Source organism: Bradyrhizobium sp. 62B (genome assembly GCF_030272265.2).
Taxonomy (GTDB): domain Bacteria; phylum Pseudomonadota; class Alphaproteobacteria; order Rhizobiales; family Xanthobacteraceae; genus Bradyrhizobium.
Genome location: NZ_CP092841.2, coordinates 1329341 through 1344828, shown reverse-complemented (window position 1 = coordinate 1344828; position 15488 = coordinate 1329341). Strand labels below are relative to the sequence as shown.

The 15488-nt window shown below is 64.8% G+C and carries 15 protein-coding genes and 1 pseudogene; 8 read left to right on the top strand and 8 right to left on the bottom strand.

The genetic code is table 11. The features are described from left to right. Positions 1-212: 212 nt before the first annotated feature. Entirely contained in the window at positions 213-1112 is a 900-nt protein-coding gene (gene rpoH / locus ML401_RS06445; RefSeq protein ID WP_100178250.1) for an RNA polymerase sigma factor RpoH, read from the top strand. Positions 1113-1346: 234 nt separating this feature from the next. Then, complete coding sequence (locus ML401_RS06440) at positions 1347-1688, top strand: hypothetical protein (RefSeq protein WP_212068053.1); 342 nt, start codon at positions 1347-1349, stop codon at positions 1686-1688. A 10-nt stretch (positions 1689-1698) separates the two neighbouring features. Here ML401_RS06440 and ML401_RS06435 read toward each other — a convergent pair whose 3' ends face one another. The 4 genes from ML401_RS06435 to ML401_RS06420 all read right to left on the bottom strand — a co-directional run bounded on the left by ML401_RS06435 (position 1699) and on the right by ML401_RS06420 (position 5226). Further along, positions 1699-2322 (bottom strand): N-acetylmuramoyl-L-alanine amidase, encoded by a 624-nt coding sequence (locus ML401_RS06435; RefSeq protein ID WP_285810714.1) that lies wholly within the window; start codon positions 2320-2322, stop codon positions 1699-1701. Positions 2323-2362: 40 nt separating this feature from the next. After that, entirely contained in the window at positions 2363-3574 is a 1212-nt protein-coding gene (locus ML401_RS06430) for a GGDEF domain-containing protein (protein WP_285810712.1), read from the bottom strand. Positions 3575-4144: 570 nt separating this feature from the next. Beyond that, on the bottom strand, positions 4145-4756 hold the full coding sequence (locus tag ML401_RS06425; RefSeq protein WP_259216224.1) for a LysE family translocator: 612 nt from the start codon (positions 4754-4756) through the stop codon (positions 4145-4147). Between the two features lie 95 nt (positions 4757-4851). Next, complete coding sequence (locus ML401_RS06420) at positions 4852-5226, bottom strand: response regulator (RefSeq protein ID WP_194406197.1); 375 nt, start codon at positions 5224-5226, stop codon at positions 4852-4854. Between the two features lie 121 nt (positions 5227-5347). On the opposite strand from ML401_RS06420, the gene ML401_RS06415 reads away from it, so the two are divergent. Continuing rightward, positions 5348-6178, top strand: coding sequence for an SDR family oxidoreductase (locus tag ML401_RS06415; protein WP_211418412.1), 831 nt, complete (start codon positions 5348-5350; stop codon positions 6176-6178). A 19-nt stretch (positions 6179-6197) separates the two neighbouring features. Here the strand turns inward: ML401_RS06415 and ML401_RS06410 are convergent, their stop codons facing one another. Continuing rightward, positions 6198-7004 (bottom strand): lytic transglycosylase domain-containing protein, encoded by an 807-nt coding sequence (locus ML401_RS06410; RefSeq protein ID WP_285810709.1) that lies wholly within the window; start codon positions 7002-7004, stop codon positions 6198-6200. 172 nt (positions 7005-7176) lie between these two features. On the opposite strand from ML401_RS06410, the gene ML401_RS06405 reads away from it, so the two are divergent. From ML401_RS06405 to ML401_RS06390, 4 genes are all read left to right on the top strand, one after another. Next, positions 7177-7674: a hypothetical protein gene (locus ML401_RS06405; RefSeq protein ID WP_285810707.1), complete on the top strand. Its 498-nt coding sequence runs from the start codon at positions 7177-7179 to the stop codon at positions 7672-7674. Between the two features lie 119 nt (positions 7675-7793). After that, entirely contained in the window at positions 7794-8735 is a 942-nt protein-coding gene (locus ML401_RS06400) for an OmpA family protein (RefSeq protein WP_211418415.1), read from the top strand. Between the two features lie 119 nt (positions 8736-8854). Continuing rightward, the gene (locus ML401_RS06395) at positions 8855-9193 is read left to right on the top strand and encodes a hypothetical protein (RefSeq protein WP_259216215.1); all 339 of its coding nucleotides are present in this window, start codon (positions 8855-8857) and stop codon (positions 9191-9193) included. Positions 9194-9674: 481 nt separating this feature from the next. Continuing rightward, the gene (locus ML401_RS06390) at positions 9675-9911 is read left to right on the top strand and encodes a hypothetical protein (protein ID WP_014492112.1); all 237 of its coding nucleotides are present in this window, start codon (positions 9675-9677) and stop codon (positions 9909-9911) included. Positions 9912-9930: 19 nt separating this feature from the next. On the opposite strand, the pseudogene ML401_RS06385 reads toward ML401_RS06390, so the two are convergent. Further along, positions 9931-10267, bottom strand: a pseudogene (locus ML401_RS06385) (DCC1-like thiol-disulfide oxidoreductase family protein). A 47-nt stretch (positions 10268-10314) separates the two neighbouring features. On the opposite strand from ML401_RS06385, the gene ML401_RS06380 reads away from it, so the two are divergent. Further along, entirely contained in the window at positions 10315-10797 is a 483-nt protein-coding gene (locus ML401_RS06380; RefSeq protein WP_285810704.1) for a pentapeptide repeat-containing protein, read from the top strand. Between the two features lie 125 nt (positions 10798-10922). On the opposite strand, the gene rpoD is transcribed toward ML401_RS06380, so the two are convergent. Together rpoD and dnaG are read right to left on the bottom strand one after the other, a co-directional pair. Further along, the gene (rpoD, locus tag ML401_RS06375) at positions 10923-13076 is read right to left on the bottom strand and encodes an RNA polymerase sigma factor RpoD (protein ID WP_211418418.1); all 2154 of its coding nucleotides are present in this window, start codon (positions 13074-13076) and stop codon (positions 10923-10925) included. Between the two features lie 378 nt (positions 13077-13454). After that, positions 13455-15470 (bottom strand): DNA primase, encoded by a 2016-nt coding sequence (dnaG, locus tag ML401_RS06370; protein ID WP_285810702.1) that lies wholly within the window; start codon positions 15468-15470, stop codon positions 13455-13457. Between the last annotated feature and the right edge of the window lie 18 nt (positions 15471-15488).

The following is a 15488-nucleotide window of genomic DNA, read 5'->3' as shown; positions in this document are numbered from 1 at the left end:
AGGCTTTAAGAAAAGCGTTACATTACAAAAGATTATAGCTGCCACACGGGGACGTGACGTCAGCAATCCTTCCCTTTTTGCCCCCCTATGGGGTATATTGCGCCTGCGTTGGAAATGACCGACGCGGAACATCGCAGCCCGACCGGCTTTGACACAGCGGTCGTCTGCCTGGCCCGCCGCTATCGGGGGCCTGAACCTTTGGAGGGCGCACTATGGCCCGTACCGCTGCTTTGCCGGTCCTCAATGGAGAATCCGGCCTATCTCGCTACCTCGCCGAGATCCGCAAGTTCCCGATGCTGGAACCCCAGCAGGAATACATGCTCGCCAAGCGTTGGCGCGAGCATGACGATCGCGACGCGGCGCACCAACTCGTCACCAGCCATCTCCGGCTCGTCGCCAAGATCGCCATGGGCTATCGCGGCTACGGCTTGCCGATTTCCGAGGTCGTCTCGGAAGGCAATGTCGGCCTGATGCAGGCGGTGAAGCGTTTCGAACCCGAGAAGGGATTCCGTCTCGCCACCTACGCCATGTGGTGGATCAAGGCGTCTATTCAAGAGTACATCCTGCGTTCCTGGTCGCTCGTGAAAATGGGCACCACCGCGAACCAGAAGAAGCTGTTCTTCAACCTGCGCAAGGCGAAGAGCAAGATCAACGCACTGGACGAAGGCGATCTGCGCCCCGACCAGGTGAAGATCATTGCCAAGCGCCTCGGCGTCACCGATCAGGACGTGATCGACATGAACCGCCGCCTCGGTGGCGACGCGTCGCTCAACGCACCGATCCGCGACGACGGCGAGGCCGGCGAATGGCAGGACTGGCTGGTCGACAACACGCCCAACCAGGAAGCCATGATGGCGGAGCACGAGGAGTATGATCATCGCCGTGACGCGCTGAACGGCGCCATGGGCGTGCTCAACCCGCGCGAACGCCGCATCTTCGAGGCGCGCCGCCTCGCCGATGAGCCGATGACGCTGGAAGACCTTGCCGCCGAGTTCGGCGTGTCGCGCGAGCGCGTCCGCCAGATCGAGGTCCGCGCCTTCGAGAAGGTGCAGTCCGCGGTCAAGGGCACGATCGCAAGGGCCGAACAGGCCGCGCTGGAAGCCGCGCACTAAGCGGGGCTTCGCCGCGAAGAGAGATTGGCGGATCGAAAGAGACAGAAAGCCGGCGGCGACGCCGGCTTTTTTGTTTGTCTGGTGCAAAGCTCGACCCGACGCCCGCGATCACAGCGGTGATTGTGCTGGAGTGCGAGACATCACAGTCGCCTCCCCTCGTCCGACGTAGCATCAAACCCGGACTTGACCCGCGCTGCCGGTCGACCGGCCGACAGCATCGCTAGGACGGACGCCATGTCGATCATTCTGCAATCCACCGTCGGCGGCTTCTCAGCCCTGTTCATGCGCAAGCTGCCGCTGGTCGAGCAGGCGATGCGCGAGCACGGATTGGAGCCGTCCGAGTTCGTGATCTCCAAGGACTATGCAAGCACGGCGACGATCCCCATCATGGGCCCGTTCTTCTATGGCTACAGCGTGTTCTTCGGCGAGGAGACATTCACCGTCACCGAGCCGAACGACATGGTGTTCCTGGACTATTTCTACAAACGCGTGCTGGCCGCGGACGAGCCGCCGGAATTGCCGGGGCGGCCGGGACTGATGCAACGGTTCTTTCGCTGGATGTCGCAGCCGGTGTGACGCCGGCCGTCTACTCTCCCCACATCCGCGCCATGGTTGCGAGCCAGCAGCCTTCGCAATAGCGCGCGTCCTTGTAGTCGATCCAATTGTGCGCATAGACGTGATCAAGCGGGATGTCGTAGCGCGTGCGCAGCACCTTGACGAGGATCTGCCACGCCGCGACCTGCGCCTCGGTCGGGCCCGTCGTCACGTCGGGATAATTGCCGGCGAATTCGACGCCGATCGAATTGTCGCGCACGACCTGGCGGTAGGTCGCGCGATTGTCGATGTACTTGTTGTCGTTGCGGTTGGCGCCGTCGCCATGGGTCGGCACCAGGTTCTCCGCGACCGCCCAATAGACGGTGCCGTCGGTCTCGACCCACACCGTGACGCCGCGGCGCGTCGGCCCCTTTGCCTGGGCCTGCGCGCCGCCGCGCGCCGAGCCTGCGGGTCCTTCAGTCTGGTGCACGATGATGTTGCGCCACGGCCTTGCGTTGGCGACGTCGCCCCATGGCGCGAGCCAGACGATCTTCAGGCCGGGAATCTCGGGCGTGCCGGAGGCGCGCGCCAGCTTGGCGAGTTCGGCATCCTCGGCGATGGCGGGGACGATCAACACGAGAGCGGCCAGGGCGGCTGCGAGCAGACGGGCAATCATCAGGCGGGATCCAATCACGGACCCCCGATGTAGCACGGCCTTACGCGAATGTGCGCTGGCTGTGGTCCGGGCCGATCGCTGCGGGCGACAGCGGCGGCACCGGGTCGTAGACGGCAAAGTCATTCTTGCCGTTCTTCTTGGCGGCGTAGAGGGCGTGGTCGGCATTGGCCATCAGGCGGTCCGGGAATGCGCCGATGCCGCGATCCCACTGCGCGACGCCGATCGAGATCGCGATCGGGATGTCGCTGCCGGTGCAGGCCTCGGCATCCTGGCGGCAGATCTCGAGCACGCGGCGGGCGATCGCGGCGGCCTCGCGCAAGGACGAGGACGGCAGCACGACGCAGAACTCGTCGCCGCCGGTGCGGGCGAGCATGTCGCCGGGCCGCAGCCGCGTCTGCGCCATCAGCGTGAAGTGCTTCAGGCAGGCATCGCCGGCGGCATGACCGTGGGTGTCGTTGATGGTCTTGAAGCCGTCGAGATCGATCACCAGCAGCGAGAACGGCGCGCCGCTGCGCTCGGAGCGGGCGCATTCCTCGGTCAGCCGCTGCAACAGATGCCGCCGGTTGGCGACGCCGGTGAGATCGTCGAGCAGCGCGAGGTCGGCGACCTCGCCCCGCAGCCGGTCCATCGCCATCAGCAGGAAGCCGAAATTGAGCGTCATCGACAGGAACAGCAGCCCCAGCACCATGACGGCATGGGTCTGGCCGCCGGCCTTCGCCGACAGATCGTGGCCGAGCAGGTTGCCCACCGTGCGGGCCACGAGAATCGCGATGATGGTGAGAATGACGATGCCGGACAGCCGTGCGCCCGGGCTGGCGCGGCCTTCGGGCGGCCACAGCAGCAGGCGCAGCGCCAGCACCAGCGGCAAGGCTTGACCCAACGTGTAGCTGAGCATGCGCAGCTGCATGTGCTCGAAGCCGACCATGAAGACCACGACACCGGCAAGGCTCAGGCATCCCGCGACCGTCATGAGGCGCCACGAGACGGGCCGGTCATAGAAGCGCTGAATGCCCATGGCGGCGAAGCAGCTCGCGGCGATGACGCCGGCGGCGCCGAGCAGCAGCGGCAAGGGCGAGGCGACGAACAGGCGGACCAGCGCCGTCATCGCACCGGTGGCGCCGACGAAGGACGATGCCATCCAGAACCGCGCGGCGGCGAATTTCGGATAGGACCGCGTCACGTAGGCCCAAATCACGCCGAGCGCCAGGAAGTTGACGACGAAGACGGTCCACAATGTCGGGACGTTCAGCATGACGCGTGCAGCACGCGCAGCGTCCCGCCTCCCGTCTCTGGCAACCGTCCGTCCATGACCCATCCCCGTTTTCTTGCGGTGATCATGCGCGCGACGCGCTTAATGGAGTCTCACTGCGACCTTCGAAAGTTCCGCCTTTGGTTTTGGATTCATGAATGCCGGGGCCGTTGGCGGATCGTTAAGTCTGTCGCGGGCGATGGCATCTCCGACAGGGCGATGCGGATTCGCGGACCAAAATCACCTGAAAATGCATCTGAGCTGTGGATAACGCGATGACACGTATGTGACAGTGCGGGGCAGAGCGCTGCGAATCTGCTGAGTTTGTCGTCGAGGATGTTGCGAGGCTGGCCCTCCGCCTAGCATCCCTCGTGTCGCGTTTCACCATTAACCCTGAAGAGGATCCTATGGCTAAGAAAGCGAAGAAGGCGACGAAGAAGAAGGCGAAAAAGGCCAAGAAGGCGAAGAAGAAGTAACGAGGCTTGTTCTTTGCCCGGGTGGAGCCTCGCTCCGCCCGGGCGTCGGGTAAGAGGTGGCGGGCGCGAGGCCCGCTTTTTTATTGCCCGGAGAGGACTACCGCTCCGCAAACGCCAGCTTGGCGCCGAGCGCGGCGAAGCCGGCCGCAAAGCTGCGGCGCAACCAGGCCATGGCGCGCGGGCGGGAGATGACGTGCTCGCGCACCGAGGCGGCGCACAGGCCGTAGACGGCGAACACCGCGAAGGTCATCGCCATGAAGGCGCCGCTCAATTCCAGCATGCGCGCCAGCACATGGGCCTCGTCCACGGCGATGAACTGCGGCAGGAAGGCGAGGAAGAAGATCGACAGCTTCGGATTGAGGATGTTGATCAGGAAGCCTGTCACGATGACGCGGCCGCTCGAACGCTCGCTGATGTCACCCTCGACCGAAAGCGCCCCGCTCTCGCGCAGCGCCTGCCAGGACATGTAGAGCAGATAGGCGACCCCGCCCCATTTCAGCGCGGCAAAGGCGAGCGCGCTGGTGTGGAGCACCGCGGCGAGCCCCAGCATCGCGGCACACATATGCGGCACGATCCCGAGCGTGCAGCCGAAGGCGGCGGCGAGGCTGGCGCGCGAGCCGCGCGTGAGCGCGGCGGCCAGCGTGTAGAGCACGCCGGTGCCGGGCGACGCGACGACGATGAGCGAGGTGAGCAGGAAGGACCAGGACATGGGCGGACGCTATCACCGCCCATCGCGGCAGGGAAGTCACGCCTCAGGGCCTTCAGTCTCTCTACATCACCCCCGCGCAACGGCGAAGCGAGGCCTCACGACAGCTGTGCGATCTCGGCTTCGCGCAGCACGTCGAGCGGCGCCCAGGGCTTGGCCCAGAATTTTGCGCCCTCAGGCAGCGGCTGCATCAACGGTCGGCCGGAGGTGACCACGACGTCGAGGCCGGGATTGCGATCCTTGGCGACATGAGCGAGCTCGACGCCGTTCATGCGGCCGGCCAATTGCACGTCGGTCAGCATCAGGCAAAGCGCGCCGGCGCTCTTCTCGAGCACGAGCTCGGCGGCCTCGGCGCTTTCGCACTGGATGACCTGGTAGCCGCTCTCTTCGAGCAGGAGACACAACATCTCACGCTGCATGACATCGTCTTCCACGATCAGCGCGGTGGCACGAAATGGTTGCGCTTGTCCCATCTGCGTCTCCCAATGCTCGCTTGCGTAACGTACGTTAAGGAGCAAATTCCCATGTGGTTCGGTTCCATTCTGAAAAAATGTAAAGCATAGTTCCATCGATCGGGCCTTGACGGGGGACATCATGACAGCGATTCGCGGCGCCGCCGCCATTACGGGAGCGGCCAGCGGCATCGGCCGGGCGCTGGCCATCGAGCTGGCGGGGCGCGGCTGCGATCTCGCGCTCGCCGATCGCGACGAGGCCGGGCTGAAGACGCTCGCGGCCGAGATCGGACGAGGCCGAAAGGTCAGCGTGCATCGCGTCGACGTCGGCGAGCTCGCCGACATCGCGCGGTTCGCGAGCGAGGCGACGGCCGCGCATCCGGAGCTCGGCATCGTCGTCAACAATGCGGGCGTGGCGCTGATGGGCTCGTTCGAGGAGATCGACCAGGCGCAGATGGACTGGCTGTTCGACATCAATTTCTGGGGCGTGGTGCACGGCACGCGCGCCTTCCTGCCGCATCTGAAGACGAGGCCCGAGGCGCATATCGTCAACCTCTCCTCGATCTTCGGCATCATCGCGCCGCCGGGACAGTCGGCCTATGCGGCGGCGAAGTTCGCGGTGCGTGGCTTTTCAGAGAGCGTGCGGCATGAGCTCAGCGTCGCGGGGAGCCCGATCAGATTGTCGGTCGTGCATCCCGGCGGCGTCGCCACCGCGATCGCGCGCAATTCGCGCACCGGTGTCGGCGTCACCGACAATGCCCGCCGCGCGCAGTCGATCGAGCGGTTCGAGAACGCGGCCAAGACCACGCCGAAGGACGCTGCGCTGCGCATCATCAAGGGCATCGAGAAGAACGAGCCGCGCATCCTGATCGGCAACGACGCCCGCTTCATGGACCTGCTGCAGCGCTTTCGCCCGGGCACCTATTGGGCGCCGTTGCAACGGAAGCTGGAGAAGATGGCGAAGGGGACGTGACGCCGGGGGCGTGACGGCATCACTGCCCCGCCAGCCGATCGGCGAAATAGCCGATGGCCTTGCGGTAGATCACCGCCCTGTTCCACTCGCGCATCGCTTCGAAATTGGCGGTGCCTTCGCCATAGGGCTGGCCCATCTTGAAGCCGTTGGTGTGAAGCAAATTGGCGGTCGAGGCCAGCACGTCGGGGACGCTGTGGCGGAGGTCGACATGGCCGTCGCCGTCGAAATCGACGCCATATTTGATGTAGGACGACGGCAGGAACTGGGTCTGGCCGATCTCGCCGGCAAAGGCGCCGATGAGGTCGCGCAGCGGCAGGTCGCCACGCTGCACGATCTTCAAGGCGGCGAGCAGTTCGCCCTGGAACAGATCGGTGCGGCGGCAATCATGCGCGAGCGTCGCCAGCGTGCGGACCACCGGCATCTTGCCGATGTCGCCCTTGCCGAAATCGCTTTCCAGGCCCCAGATCGCGACCAGGATATACCGTGGCACGCCGAACTGCTGCTCGATGCGCGAGAGCAGCGCTGCGTGGCGCTGCAGCAGTGCGCGGCCGCCATTGATGCGGCCCGGGCCGACGCGGGTCGAGACATACTGCTCAAAGCTCTTGTTGAAGGTGTGGCGCTGCCGGCGGTCGAAGGCGAGCACCGCAGCATCAGGAGTTACGCCGCTGAGCGCCGCGCTGGTCACGCTCGCCGAGACGCCGGCGGCCTGTGCCTCCTGCGCCATGGTGGCGACGAAGCTGTTGAAGTCGCCGCCGCAGCGCGCGGCCTGCGCCGAGCCGCCGGCCAGACACAGGACGGACGCGGCGGCGAGAAGCAGTCTCAGCATATGGAAAAACCCCTTGGAGAAAAGCGCGAAGCAGCGCGCGGATCATGCCCGGGAAAGCCGCAAGGGTCAAAGCGCAAAGCCTGAAAGCGCAATGCTTGATCCGCATCAAACTGTCTCACGTACCGCTCCCTAGATTGCAGGCGACCAGGAAAGCCTCCGAGGAGACGCGTTCATGACCGGAATTACCTTGACCGCCGAGCAGATCCGCAGTGCGCCCGCAGCGGTGCGGCAATGGATCGAGCAGGAGGTGATCTCTTCGCTCGGCCTCAGCCCCCGCGCGCCCGTGACGATGCCGCCGCACGCCTCCCATCTCGTCGCCTGCAGCGTGGAGGACGTCGCCGGCGTGCTCGAGCACATCAGGGGCGTGCTGCCGGCGGTCAACGTGCTGCTCGAGCTCGGCCGTCCCGGCATCAGCTTCGGCCAGCCCGCGGTGATGACGTTCCGCCTGATGGACATCCTTCATCACACCCGCCTGCCTGACATCAACGCGGTCATCACGTGCCTCGAGATGATCAACCAGGCGCTGATCGAGGTGAAGAAGGATCCACTCGTGCGGTTCTGCGGCTTCGACAATGAAGGCCATTGCCTGATCGCCCCGCAGACGCAAGTGAGCATCGCAGCGCTGTGGCAGACCATGATGGAGCGCCAGCAGGCCGCGCCGGCCGCGTAAGGCAGACGGCAAGTTCCGGCGCAATGGAAGCGGAAACGGTCCGTCGGTTAGAACCGGCAGGGCGGCGCGCGAGACTAACGTCTTGCGCCCCAGCTCCCCGCAACCGACAGAGAGTGCCGATGTCCGCACCGCAAAACGTCCCGGGAATGCTCGTCCTTGCCGCCCTGCTCTGCCTGTACACCATCCCCGCCTCCGCGCAGACGCGCGACGTGGCGGGCGCGCGCGACTATCCCGGCATCGGCCGGTTCGCCGGCAGCGTCGTCACCGGCTATGTGGTGAAGGATTTCGATGCGACGCGGATCCAGGCGGCGGCCTTTAGGGACGGCCAGCCGACCGACGCGCGGAGGCTCGAGGGCCGCATCGTCCGCATCGCCTATCGCACCAACCCCGGTCCCTCGATCCTCGAAGTGTCGCGCAATTTCGAGACGCAGCTTGCCAAAGCGGGCTTCGAGACCCTGCTGGCCTGCGACACCGAGGCCTGCGGCGCCATTCCCTTCACCGAAAGCATCGACACGCTGCCGGTGCCGCAAATGTGGGTCGACGGCTTCAACTACCGCTATGTTGCCGGCCGCAAGGTCGAAGGCGGACGCGAGACCTATGCCAGCGTCATCGTCAGCCAGAACAACCAGGACATCACCGCGCAGGTCACCGTCGCCGAGCTCGGCGCCATCGCGAACAAGATGGTCGACGCCGCCGCGATGGCGAAGGGCCTTGGCGAGACCGGCCACATCGCGCTCTACGGCATCTATTTCGACACCGACAAGGCCGTGCTGAAACCGGAAAGCCGTCCGACGCTGGAGCAGATCGCAAAGCTGCTGGCGGGCCAGCCGCAGCTCAATGTCTTCATCGTCGGCCACACTGACAGCCAGGGCGCCTATGAATACAATCTCGATCTGTCGAAGCGCCGCGCGGAAGCGGTCGCGGCCGAGCTTACGAAGAGCTTCCGGATCGCCGCGCAACGCCTGCGCACCGCCGGTGTCGGCCTGCTGGCACCGGTCGGCCCGAACGCGACAGATGCCGGCCGCGCGCTGAACCGGCGGGTAGAGCTGGTGGCGCCGTAGAGCATTGCGTGCGAGTTTGATGCGGGTCAATATCGCGGAACGAACGACGTGAGAGGGATGGACGCACACATCTTCTCTCGGCGTCATTCCGGGCTCGACAAAGTCTGAGGCAACAGGCCATGCCCGACCATCAGCACAAGCCAACGCGCGCCCTCCTCCGCATCCCCCTGCTTCGCCTGCTCGCCATCAACCTCGCGATCGGCGCCTGCGCCGCCGCGCTTCTCGTCGGCGGGCTGCTCTGGCTCAATCCAGGACATCTGCGCGAGCTGATCTTTGCCGACAGCTCTCCCGGCATCGCGCTCGCGCTGCTGCTGGCCTCCTTCCTCATCACCTTCGGCTCGGCCGCGATGGGCAGCGCGATCATGGCGCAAGGGCGCAAGGAGAACAACGACAAGGGCGGCGGGCACGGATCGCGGCTCGCCGTGCAGGAGGTGGCGCAGCGGCCCCGCATGCAATGAGAACCGCGCGGCGATGGAACTCGCCTCACACGCTGATCACATCATCTGCACGCACGCGGGAGCATGTGCAGGCCGGCGCACCCTTCCGGCAATGGCGCGCTCCACATGCGCTGCATCGCGCGCCCGCGAAGATGAACAAAGTGGTTTGCCAATCCGAATAATTGCTTCGATGTGGCGACACACCACAGATCGTAGCCAACGCATATGTGATGCGCTCGCTGCGACATCGGCATCATCTGATTTGCCTTGCCATCGCAGCGCGCCTTCTATAACATTCTATTTTAGGTTGTCGCCCCGCCAGCCCCGGGCGACACTGAAGACCAAAAATAGACGGCGGGCTTCGGCCCGCCGTTTATTGAGGCGAGCGCCTCTCGATGCCAGGGTTTGTGACACGGCGGGTCCGCGGCCACGGCTTCCCACCGCCCCCGGGGCCCTGCGCAAAGTCATTTGACTAAGGCGCCTCTATCGACGAAAAGCCGCCATGGCCAAGAAACCCGGAACCAATCCCAAAGGCGAATTCGCCTTCTTCAACGTCTTCTATGAAGACGATTCCCAACGCTCCAACCGCCGCGTGCCCTCCGAGCTGCTCGGCGGCCTCGACGGCGACGAACCCGCGCGCGGCTTCATCATGGAGCAGGACCGCGAGATCGCGGAGAAGAGCGGCCGGCCCGCGCTGGAGATCAAGCGGATCGAGCGGGTGGGGGTGAAGAAGAAGTAGGTGCGGCAAATGCCGGCGCTCACCAGCGCCCGCTCCATTTATTCCAGGCAAACAGCAGATCCAAACCGGTCGTAGCCGAACCGCGTGACCGGCAGCGCCAAGCGATTGCCGAACAGCGCCGCAAGCCACCCCTCCCCCGGCTTTATCCGCCACAACGCAACAGCGACATCCGCACCGACAATGAGCCGGCCGTCCTCATCGGTCGCGTGCAGGCGGCGCCTGATGTCGTCGAGCGAAGCGCCGAAATGCGCCAGCGCATCAGGCTGCTCGTTGATGTCCCTGAATTCGACAGTCCCCGCGCGCACCAGCGCCAGCAGCTTGTTGCGCTGCCAGTCGATGCCAGCGTCTCGATGAATGGGGCGTCATCCAGGGCTTTGCCAAGGCCAGGTTCTCGGGGTCGAAAATGCTTCGGGTCGATTTCGGTAAAACAGATCTTTCCTATGCGCAGTTGATCGGCATCGAGGCGGGCGACTACCTGAATCCCTCCTGGGATAAGACAATCGGCGATCACCTTCACAAGGGGGACGAGGGAGACAATAGGGAAGGCACCGACAACGGAGACGTGAGGCGGAAATTCGTCACTCACTTCATCGACGCAAACCTGGAAGGGGCAAACTTCAGCGACGCCGGGCTTCAGGGCGCCGATTTCTCCGGCGCCATATTGAAGGATGCCAACTTCGCGCGAGCCGTCATCTCCCGCACCAGCTTCAAGGGGGCGCAGCAGCTAACTGCAAAGCAGCTTCAGACGGCGTGCGTCGGCGACCGTCACAAAACCAACGTGACTCCTGAGGAACTCAAGTCCGAGCAGCCCTACTTTTCGCCGGCCCTTCGCAAGGAGATAGAGAATAATGCCGTTCTAAAGGGAAACATCCCGTGGTGTAAGTGAAGAGCGTCAGGAAGTGCGACGAAGAAGGCGCTTTGTTCAGCCGCCTAATGGAAACGGCGGGCTTACGCCCGCCGTTTTCGGTTTGGATGGATGCCCCGATCAAGCCCCGGCCACTCCGTTCCCGATCAATTATCCAAGAAGCTCCGTAGCTTCCTCGACCGCGACGGATGCTTCAGCTTCCGCAGCGCCTTCGCTTCGATCTGGCGGATACGCTCTCTCGTCACCGAGAACTGCTGGCCGACTTCTTCCAGCGTGTGGTCGGTGTTCATGCCGATGCCGAAGCGCATGCGCAGGACGCGTTCTTCGCGCGGGGTGAGCGATGCGAGCACGCGCGTCGTGGTCTCGCGCAGGTTCGACTGGATCGCGGCGTCGATCGGCAGGATCGCGTTCTTGTCCTCGATGAAATCGCCGAGATGCGAATCCTCTTCGTCACCGACCGGCGTCTCCAGCGACAGCGGCTCCTTGGCGATCTTGAGAACTTTTCGCACCTTCTCCAAAGGCATGCCGAGCTTCTCGGCGAGCTCTTCCGGGGTCGGCTCGCGGCCGATCTCGTTGAGCATCTGGCGCGAGGTGCGCACGATCTTGTTGATCGTCTCGATCATGTGCACGGGGATGCGAATGGTGCGCGCCTGATCGGCGATCGAGCGCGTGATCGCCTGGCGGATCCACCACGTGGCGTAGGTCGAGAACTTGTAGCCGCGGCGATACTCGAACTTGTCGACCGCCTTCATCAGGCCGATGTTGCCTTCCTGGATCAGGTCGAGGAACTGCAGGCCGCGGTTGGTGTACTTCTTGGCGATCGAGATCACGAGACGGAGGTTGGCTTCCACCATCTCCTTCTTGGCCTGGCGGGCTTCGCGCTCGCCCTTCTGCACGGAGTGCACGATCTTGCGGAATTCGACGATCTCGAGCCCGGTGAGGGCGGCGAGCTGGTGCACCTCGTGGCGAAGGTCCTTGATGCGGTCCTTCTCGTGGTGGACGAAGTTCTTCCAGCCCTTGGCCGATAGTTTCGAGACGCGGTTGAGCCAGCGCGGATCGAGCTCCGAGCCGGTATAGTTGCGCAGGAAGTCTTCGCGCGCGACGCCGTGGCTGTCGGCAAGGCGCATCAGGCGGCCCTCATGCGAGACGAGGCGCTTGTTGATGTCGTAGAGCTGCTCGACCAGTGAATCGATACGCGCCTGGTTGAGGCGCAGCGACTTCACCTCGACGATGATCTCGTCCTTGAGCTTGCGATATTTGCGCTCCTGGTGCGGCGAGAGCGAGGGCCCATGCGAGGTGCTCTCGAGCTGGTTCTGGATGTCCTGCTCTTGCAGCTTGCGCAGCTTCTTGTAGCTCTCAGCGATCTTGTCGAAGATCTCGACGACCTTCGGCTTGAGCTCGGCCTCGATCGCCGCCAGCGACATCTGGTTCTCGAACTCGTCGTCCTCGTCCATGTCGGCTTCGGCGGCGGATTCGCCGGGATCCTTGCCTTCGCCGACATTGCCGGCGGCGGGCGCGGCGCGGAACGGGGTCGGCGACGGCGGCGCAGCGGGCGGGGCGACATGCGCAGGCGCGCCGACGGCCGCGGCGGCCTGGCCGCCCTCGGCGGGAGCTTCGCCGTTCTCGCCGGTGGGGCCGGCGATCATCGCGTTGTTCATGCCGCCCTTGGCGTCGGGGCCGGCATAGGTGGCTTCGAGATCGATGATGTCGCGGAGGAAGATCTTGCCTTCGTTGAGCTCGTCGCGCCAGATGATGATGGCCTGGAAGGTCAGCGGGCTTTCGCAGAGACCCGCGATCATCGCCTCGCGGCCGGCCTCGATGCGCTTGGCGATGGCGATTTCGCCTTCGCGGGAGAGCAGCTCGACCGTGCCCATCTCGCGCAGATACATGCGCACGGGATCGTCGGTGCGCTCGCCCGGCTCGCTCTTCTTGACCTCGGTGACGGCCTTCTGGGTGACTTCGACGAGCTCGTTGTCGGTCTCGTCCTCGCCGCCCTCGTCCTTCTCTTCCTCGCCTTCGCTATCGTCGGCTTCGGTGACGTTGATGCCCATGTCCGAGAGCATCGACATGATGTCCTCGATCTGTTCGGGCGAGGTCTGGTCGGACGGCAAGACTTCGTTGAGCTGATCGAAGGTCACGAAGCCGCGCTTCTTGGCCTGCTTGATCATCTTCTTCACGGCGGCGTCGGACAGGTCGAGCAAGGGCGAGGGCGCGTCCTGGGAATCCTTCTCCGGCGCGTCCGCTGCCTTGTCGTCTTTTTCCTTGTCCTTCGCCTGCAGCGTCTTTGCCTTGGTGGCCATCCATTGCTCCTAAACGCGCTTCATGCAGGACGCTGCGCCGCGTCCGCGTGAATTCACATGAACCTGTTGCCCGACGCTCTCGCTTCGGCAGCTCTCGACACGGAAAGGGCGGCGCGCATGTCTATCGCCACCCCCCAACCTTCTCTCGCCGGAATTGCCTAACGCTTCGTCAGCCTCTTTGTCGCAGCGGATGCAGGTGAAGTGCCAACAGCGATTGCGCGGATTCATTCCTGACGCGTCTGTTCTGCCTGCGGCCGCCTGATGGCCAAAGTGCTACAAGACCGTTAAGCCTCGATTAACCCTGTTTTTGCCGCCAAACCCAAGATTTGGCGAGTCTTTTAGCGGTTCCGGCCCCGGCCGTCCGCATGATTCTTTTCTTCACACGCTCTTCTGGAACCGGCCCGACAGCTCGCCAAAACCCTCGATCAGGGCTTCGGTGCCGTCGACCTCGGCCATCCGGGCCTTGACGTCACGCAGCCACGCCAAATTGGCCTCGCTGGGGTCCTCCCCCAAGGCCAGCTCGGCGTCCTTCAACTCCCTAAGTAGTGAATGCCATTGCCGATGCAAGGCAACGAGCTGATGCCAGGTGGAGAGAACGTCGTCCCGTGCCGCGCCCTCGCGCGCGCCCCACACCGCGGCGGTGGTGATGCCGCTCTCAACCCTTTGAAGGACTTGCAAAAATCCGCCCTTTTCGAGATCTGACCGCATCTTCTCGGCCTGCTCCTCGGGGTCGGGCGAATGGTGATGGTCGTTGGCGAAGGCGGCGATGATGCCGGCCCGGAGCTTGTGGACCTCGGGATGAGCCAGCTCCAGGGCCGCGACTTCCTCGAGGTGGTCGTGCAGCAGCCAAGGGTGGTTGATCAGAATTTGCAGGATCAGGGCCTCCCGGCGCGAGATGGCGCTGCGCTGTCCCCTCATGATCGGGCTGGCCGCCAGCTGGGGGCTGGCCGCCTGATAGGGGCCTGACGGTAGCGGGGTGGGGCCGGCCGGCCCCCGGCGGCCTCCACCGAATCCCTGGCCGCCGAATCGATTCGCGCCGCCGCCCCTGGGCTGGAATGGCCGGCCGCCGCCGCCCTGGCCTTGGCGGAAATTGCCCCGGCCGCCGAAGCCGCCGCGCCCGCCTTCGGGGGCAAAGGCGCGTTGCAGCCGCTCGACGAATTCGTCGCGGTAATAGCGCCGCACCACCTCGTCGCGGATGCCGTTGGTCAGCTCCTTGATGCGCGCTTCCAGCGCGGCGCGGCGTTCAGGGGTCGCGAAATTGCCGCCTTCGAGCTCGCGCGACCAGATCATGTCGGCGAGCGGACGGGCCGCTCCAATCACCTCCTCGATCGCACCGCGCCCGCCGGAGCGTGCAAGATCGTCGGGGTCCTGCCCTTCCGGCAGCAGCGCGAAACGAAGGCTCTTGCCGGGCGCGAGATAGGGCAAGGCAAGATCCGCGGCGCGATACGCCGCCTTCTGGCCGGCGCGGTCGCCGTCGAAGCAGAGGATCGGCTCGTCCGCCATCTTCCAGAGCAGCGCGAGCTGGCTTTCGGTGAGCGCGGTGCCGAGCGGCGCGACGGCGCCGGGAAAACCGGTGGTGACCATCGCGATGACGTCGACATAGCCTTCGACCACGATCAGCGATGCGCCGTCATGGGTCGCCTTGCGTGCGGTCTGGTGGTTGTAGAGATTGTCGCCCTTGTGGAAGAGCGGCGTCTCCGGCGAATTCAGGTACTTTGCCGGAACGTCCTTCTCCAGCGCGCGCCCGCCGAAGGCGATGACGCGGCCGCGCAAATCCGTGATCGGAAACATCACGCGATCGCGGAAGCGGTCGTAAGGCACGGGGATGTCGTCGCCGGCGACCAGCAAGCCGGTCTCGACCATGTCGTCGACGGACACGCCGAGCTTGCCGAGATGCTCCTTCAGCGCGAAGCGATCCGGCGAGGCATAGCCGAGGCGGAACTGCAATTGCGTCGCAGGCGAGATGGCGCGGTCGGCGAGATAGCCGCGCGCCTTGGCACCCACGCGCGAGGCCAGCGTCTCCGCGAAATAGGTCGCGGCGAGGTCCATGACGTCATGCAGCGTGCGGCGCCGCTGCTCCTGCCGCGCCGCATCCGGCGTCACCGCCGGCAGCGCGAGGCCCGCCATGCCCGCGAGCCGCTCCACGGCTTCGGCGAACGGCACGCCGTCGGTCTCCATCACGAAGGAGATGATGTCGCCGTGCTTGCCGGAGGAGAAGTCGTGGTAAAAGCCCTTCTGGTCGTTGACGTAGAAGGACGGCGTCTTTTCCTGCTGGAACGGCGACAGCCCCTTCCACTCCCGCCCCGCCTTCTTCAGCTTCACGCGCTTGCCCACGACTTCGGAGACCGAAAGCCGGGCACGAAGCTCGTCGAGGAATTGGGGCGTGAAGCGCATTATGCTGATTTCTGGGCT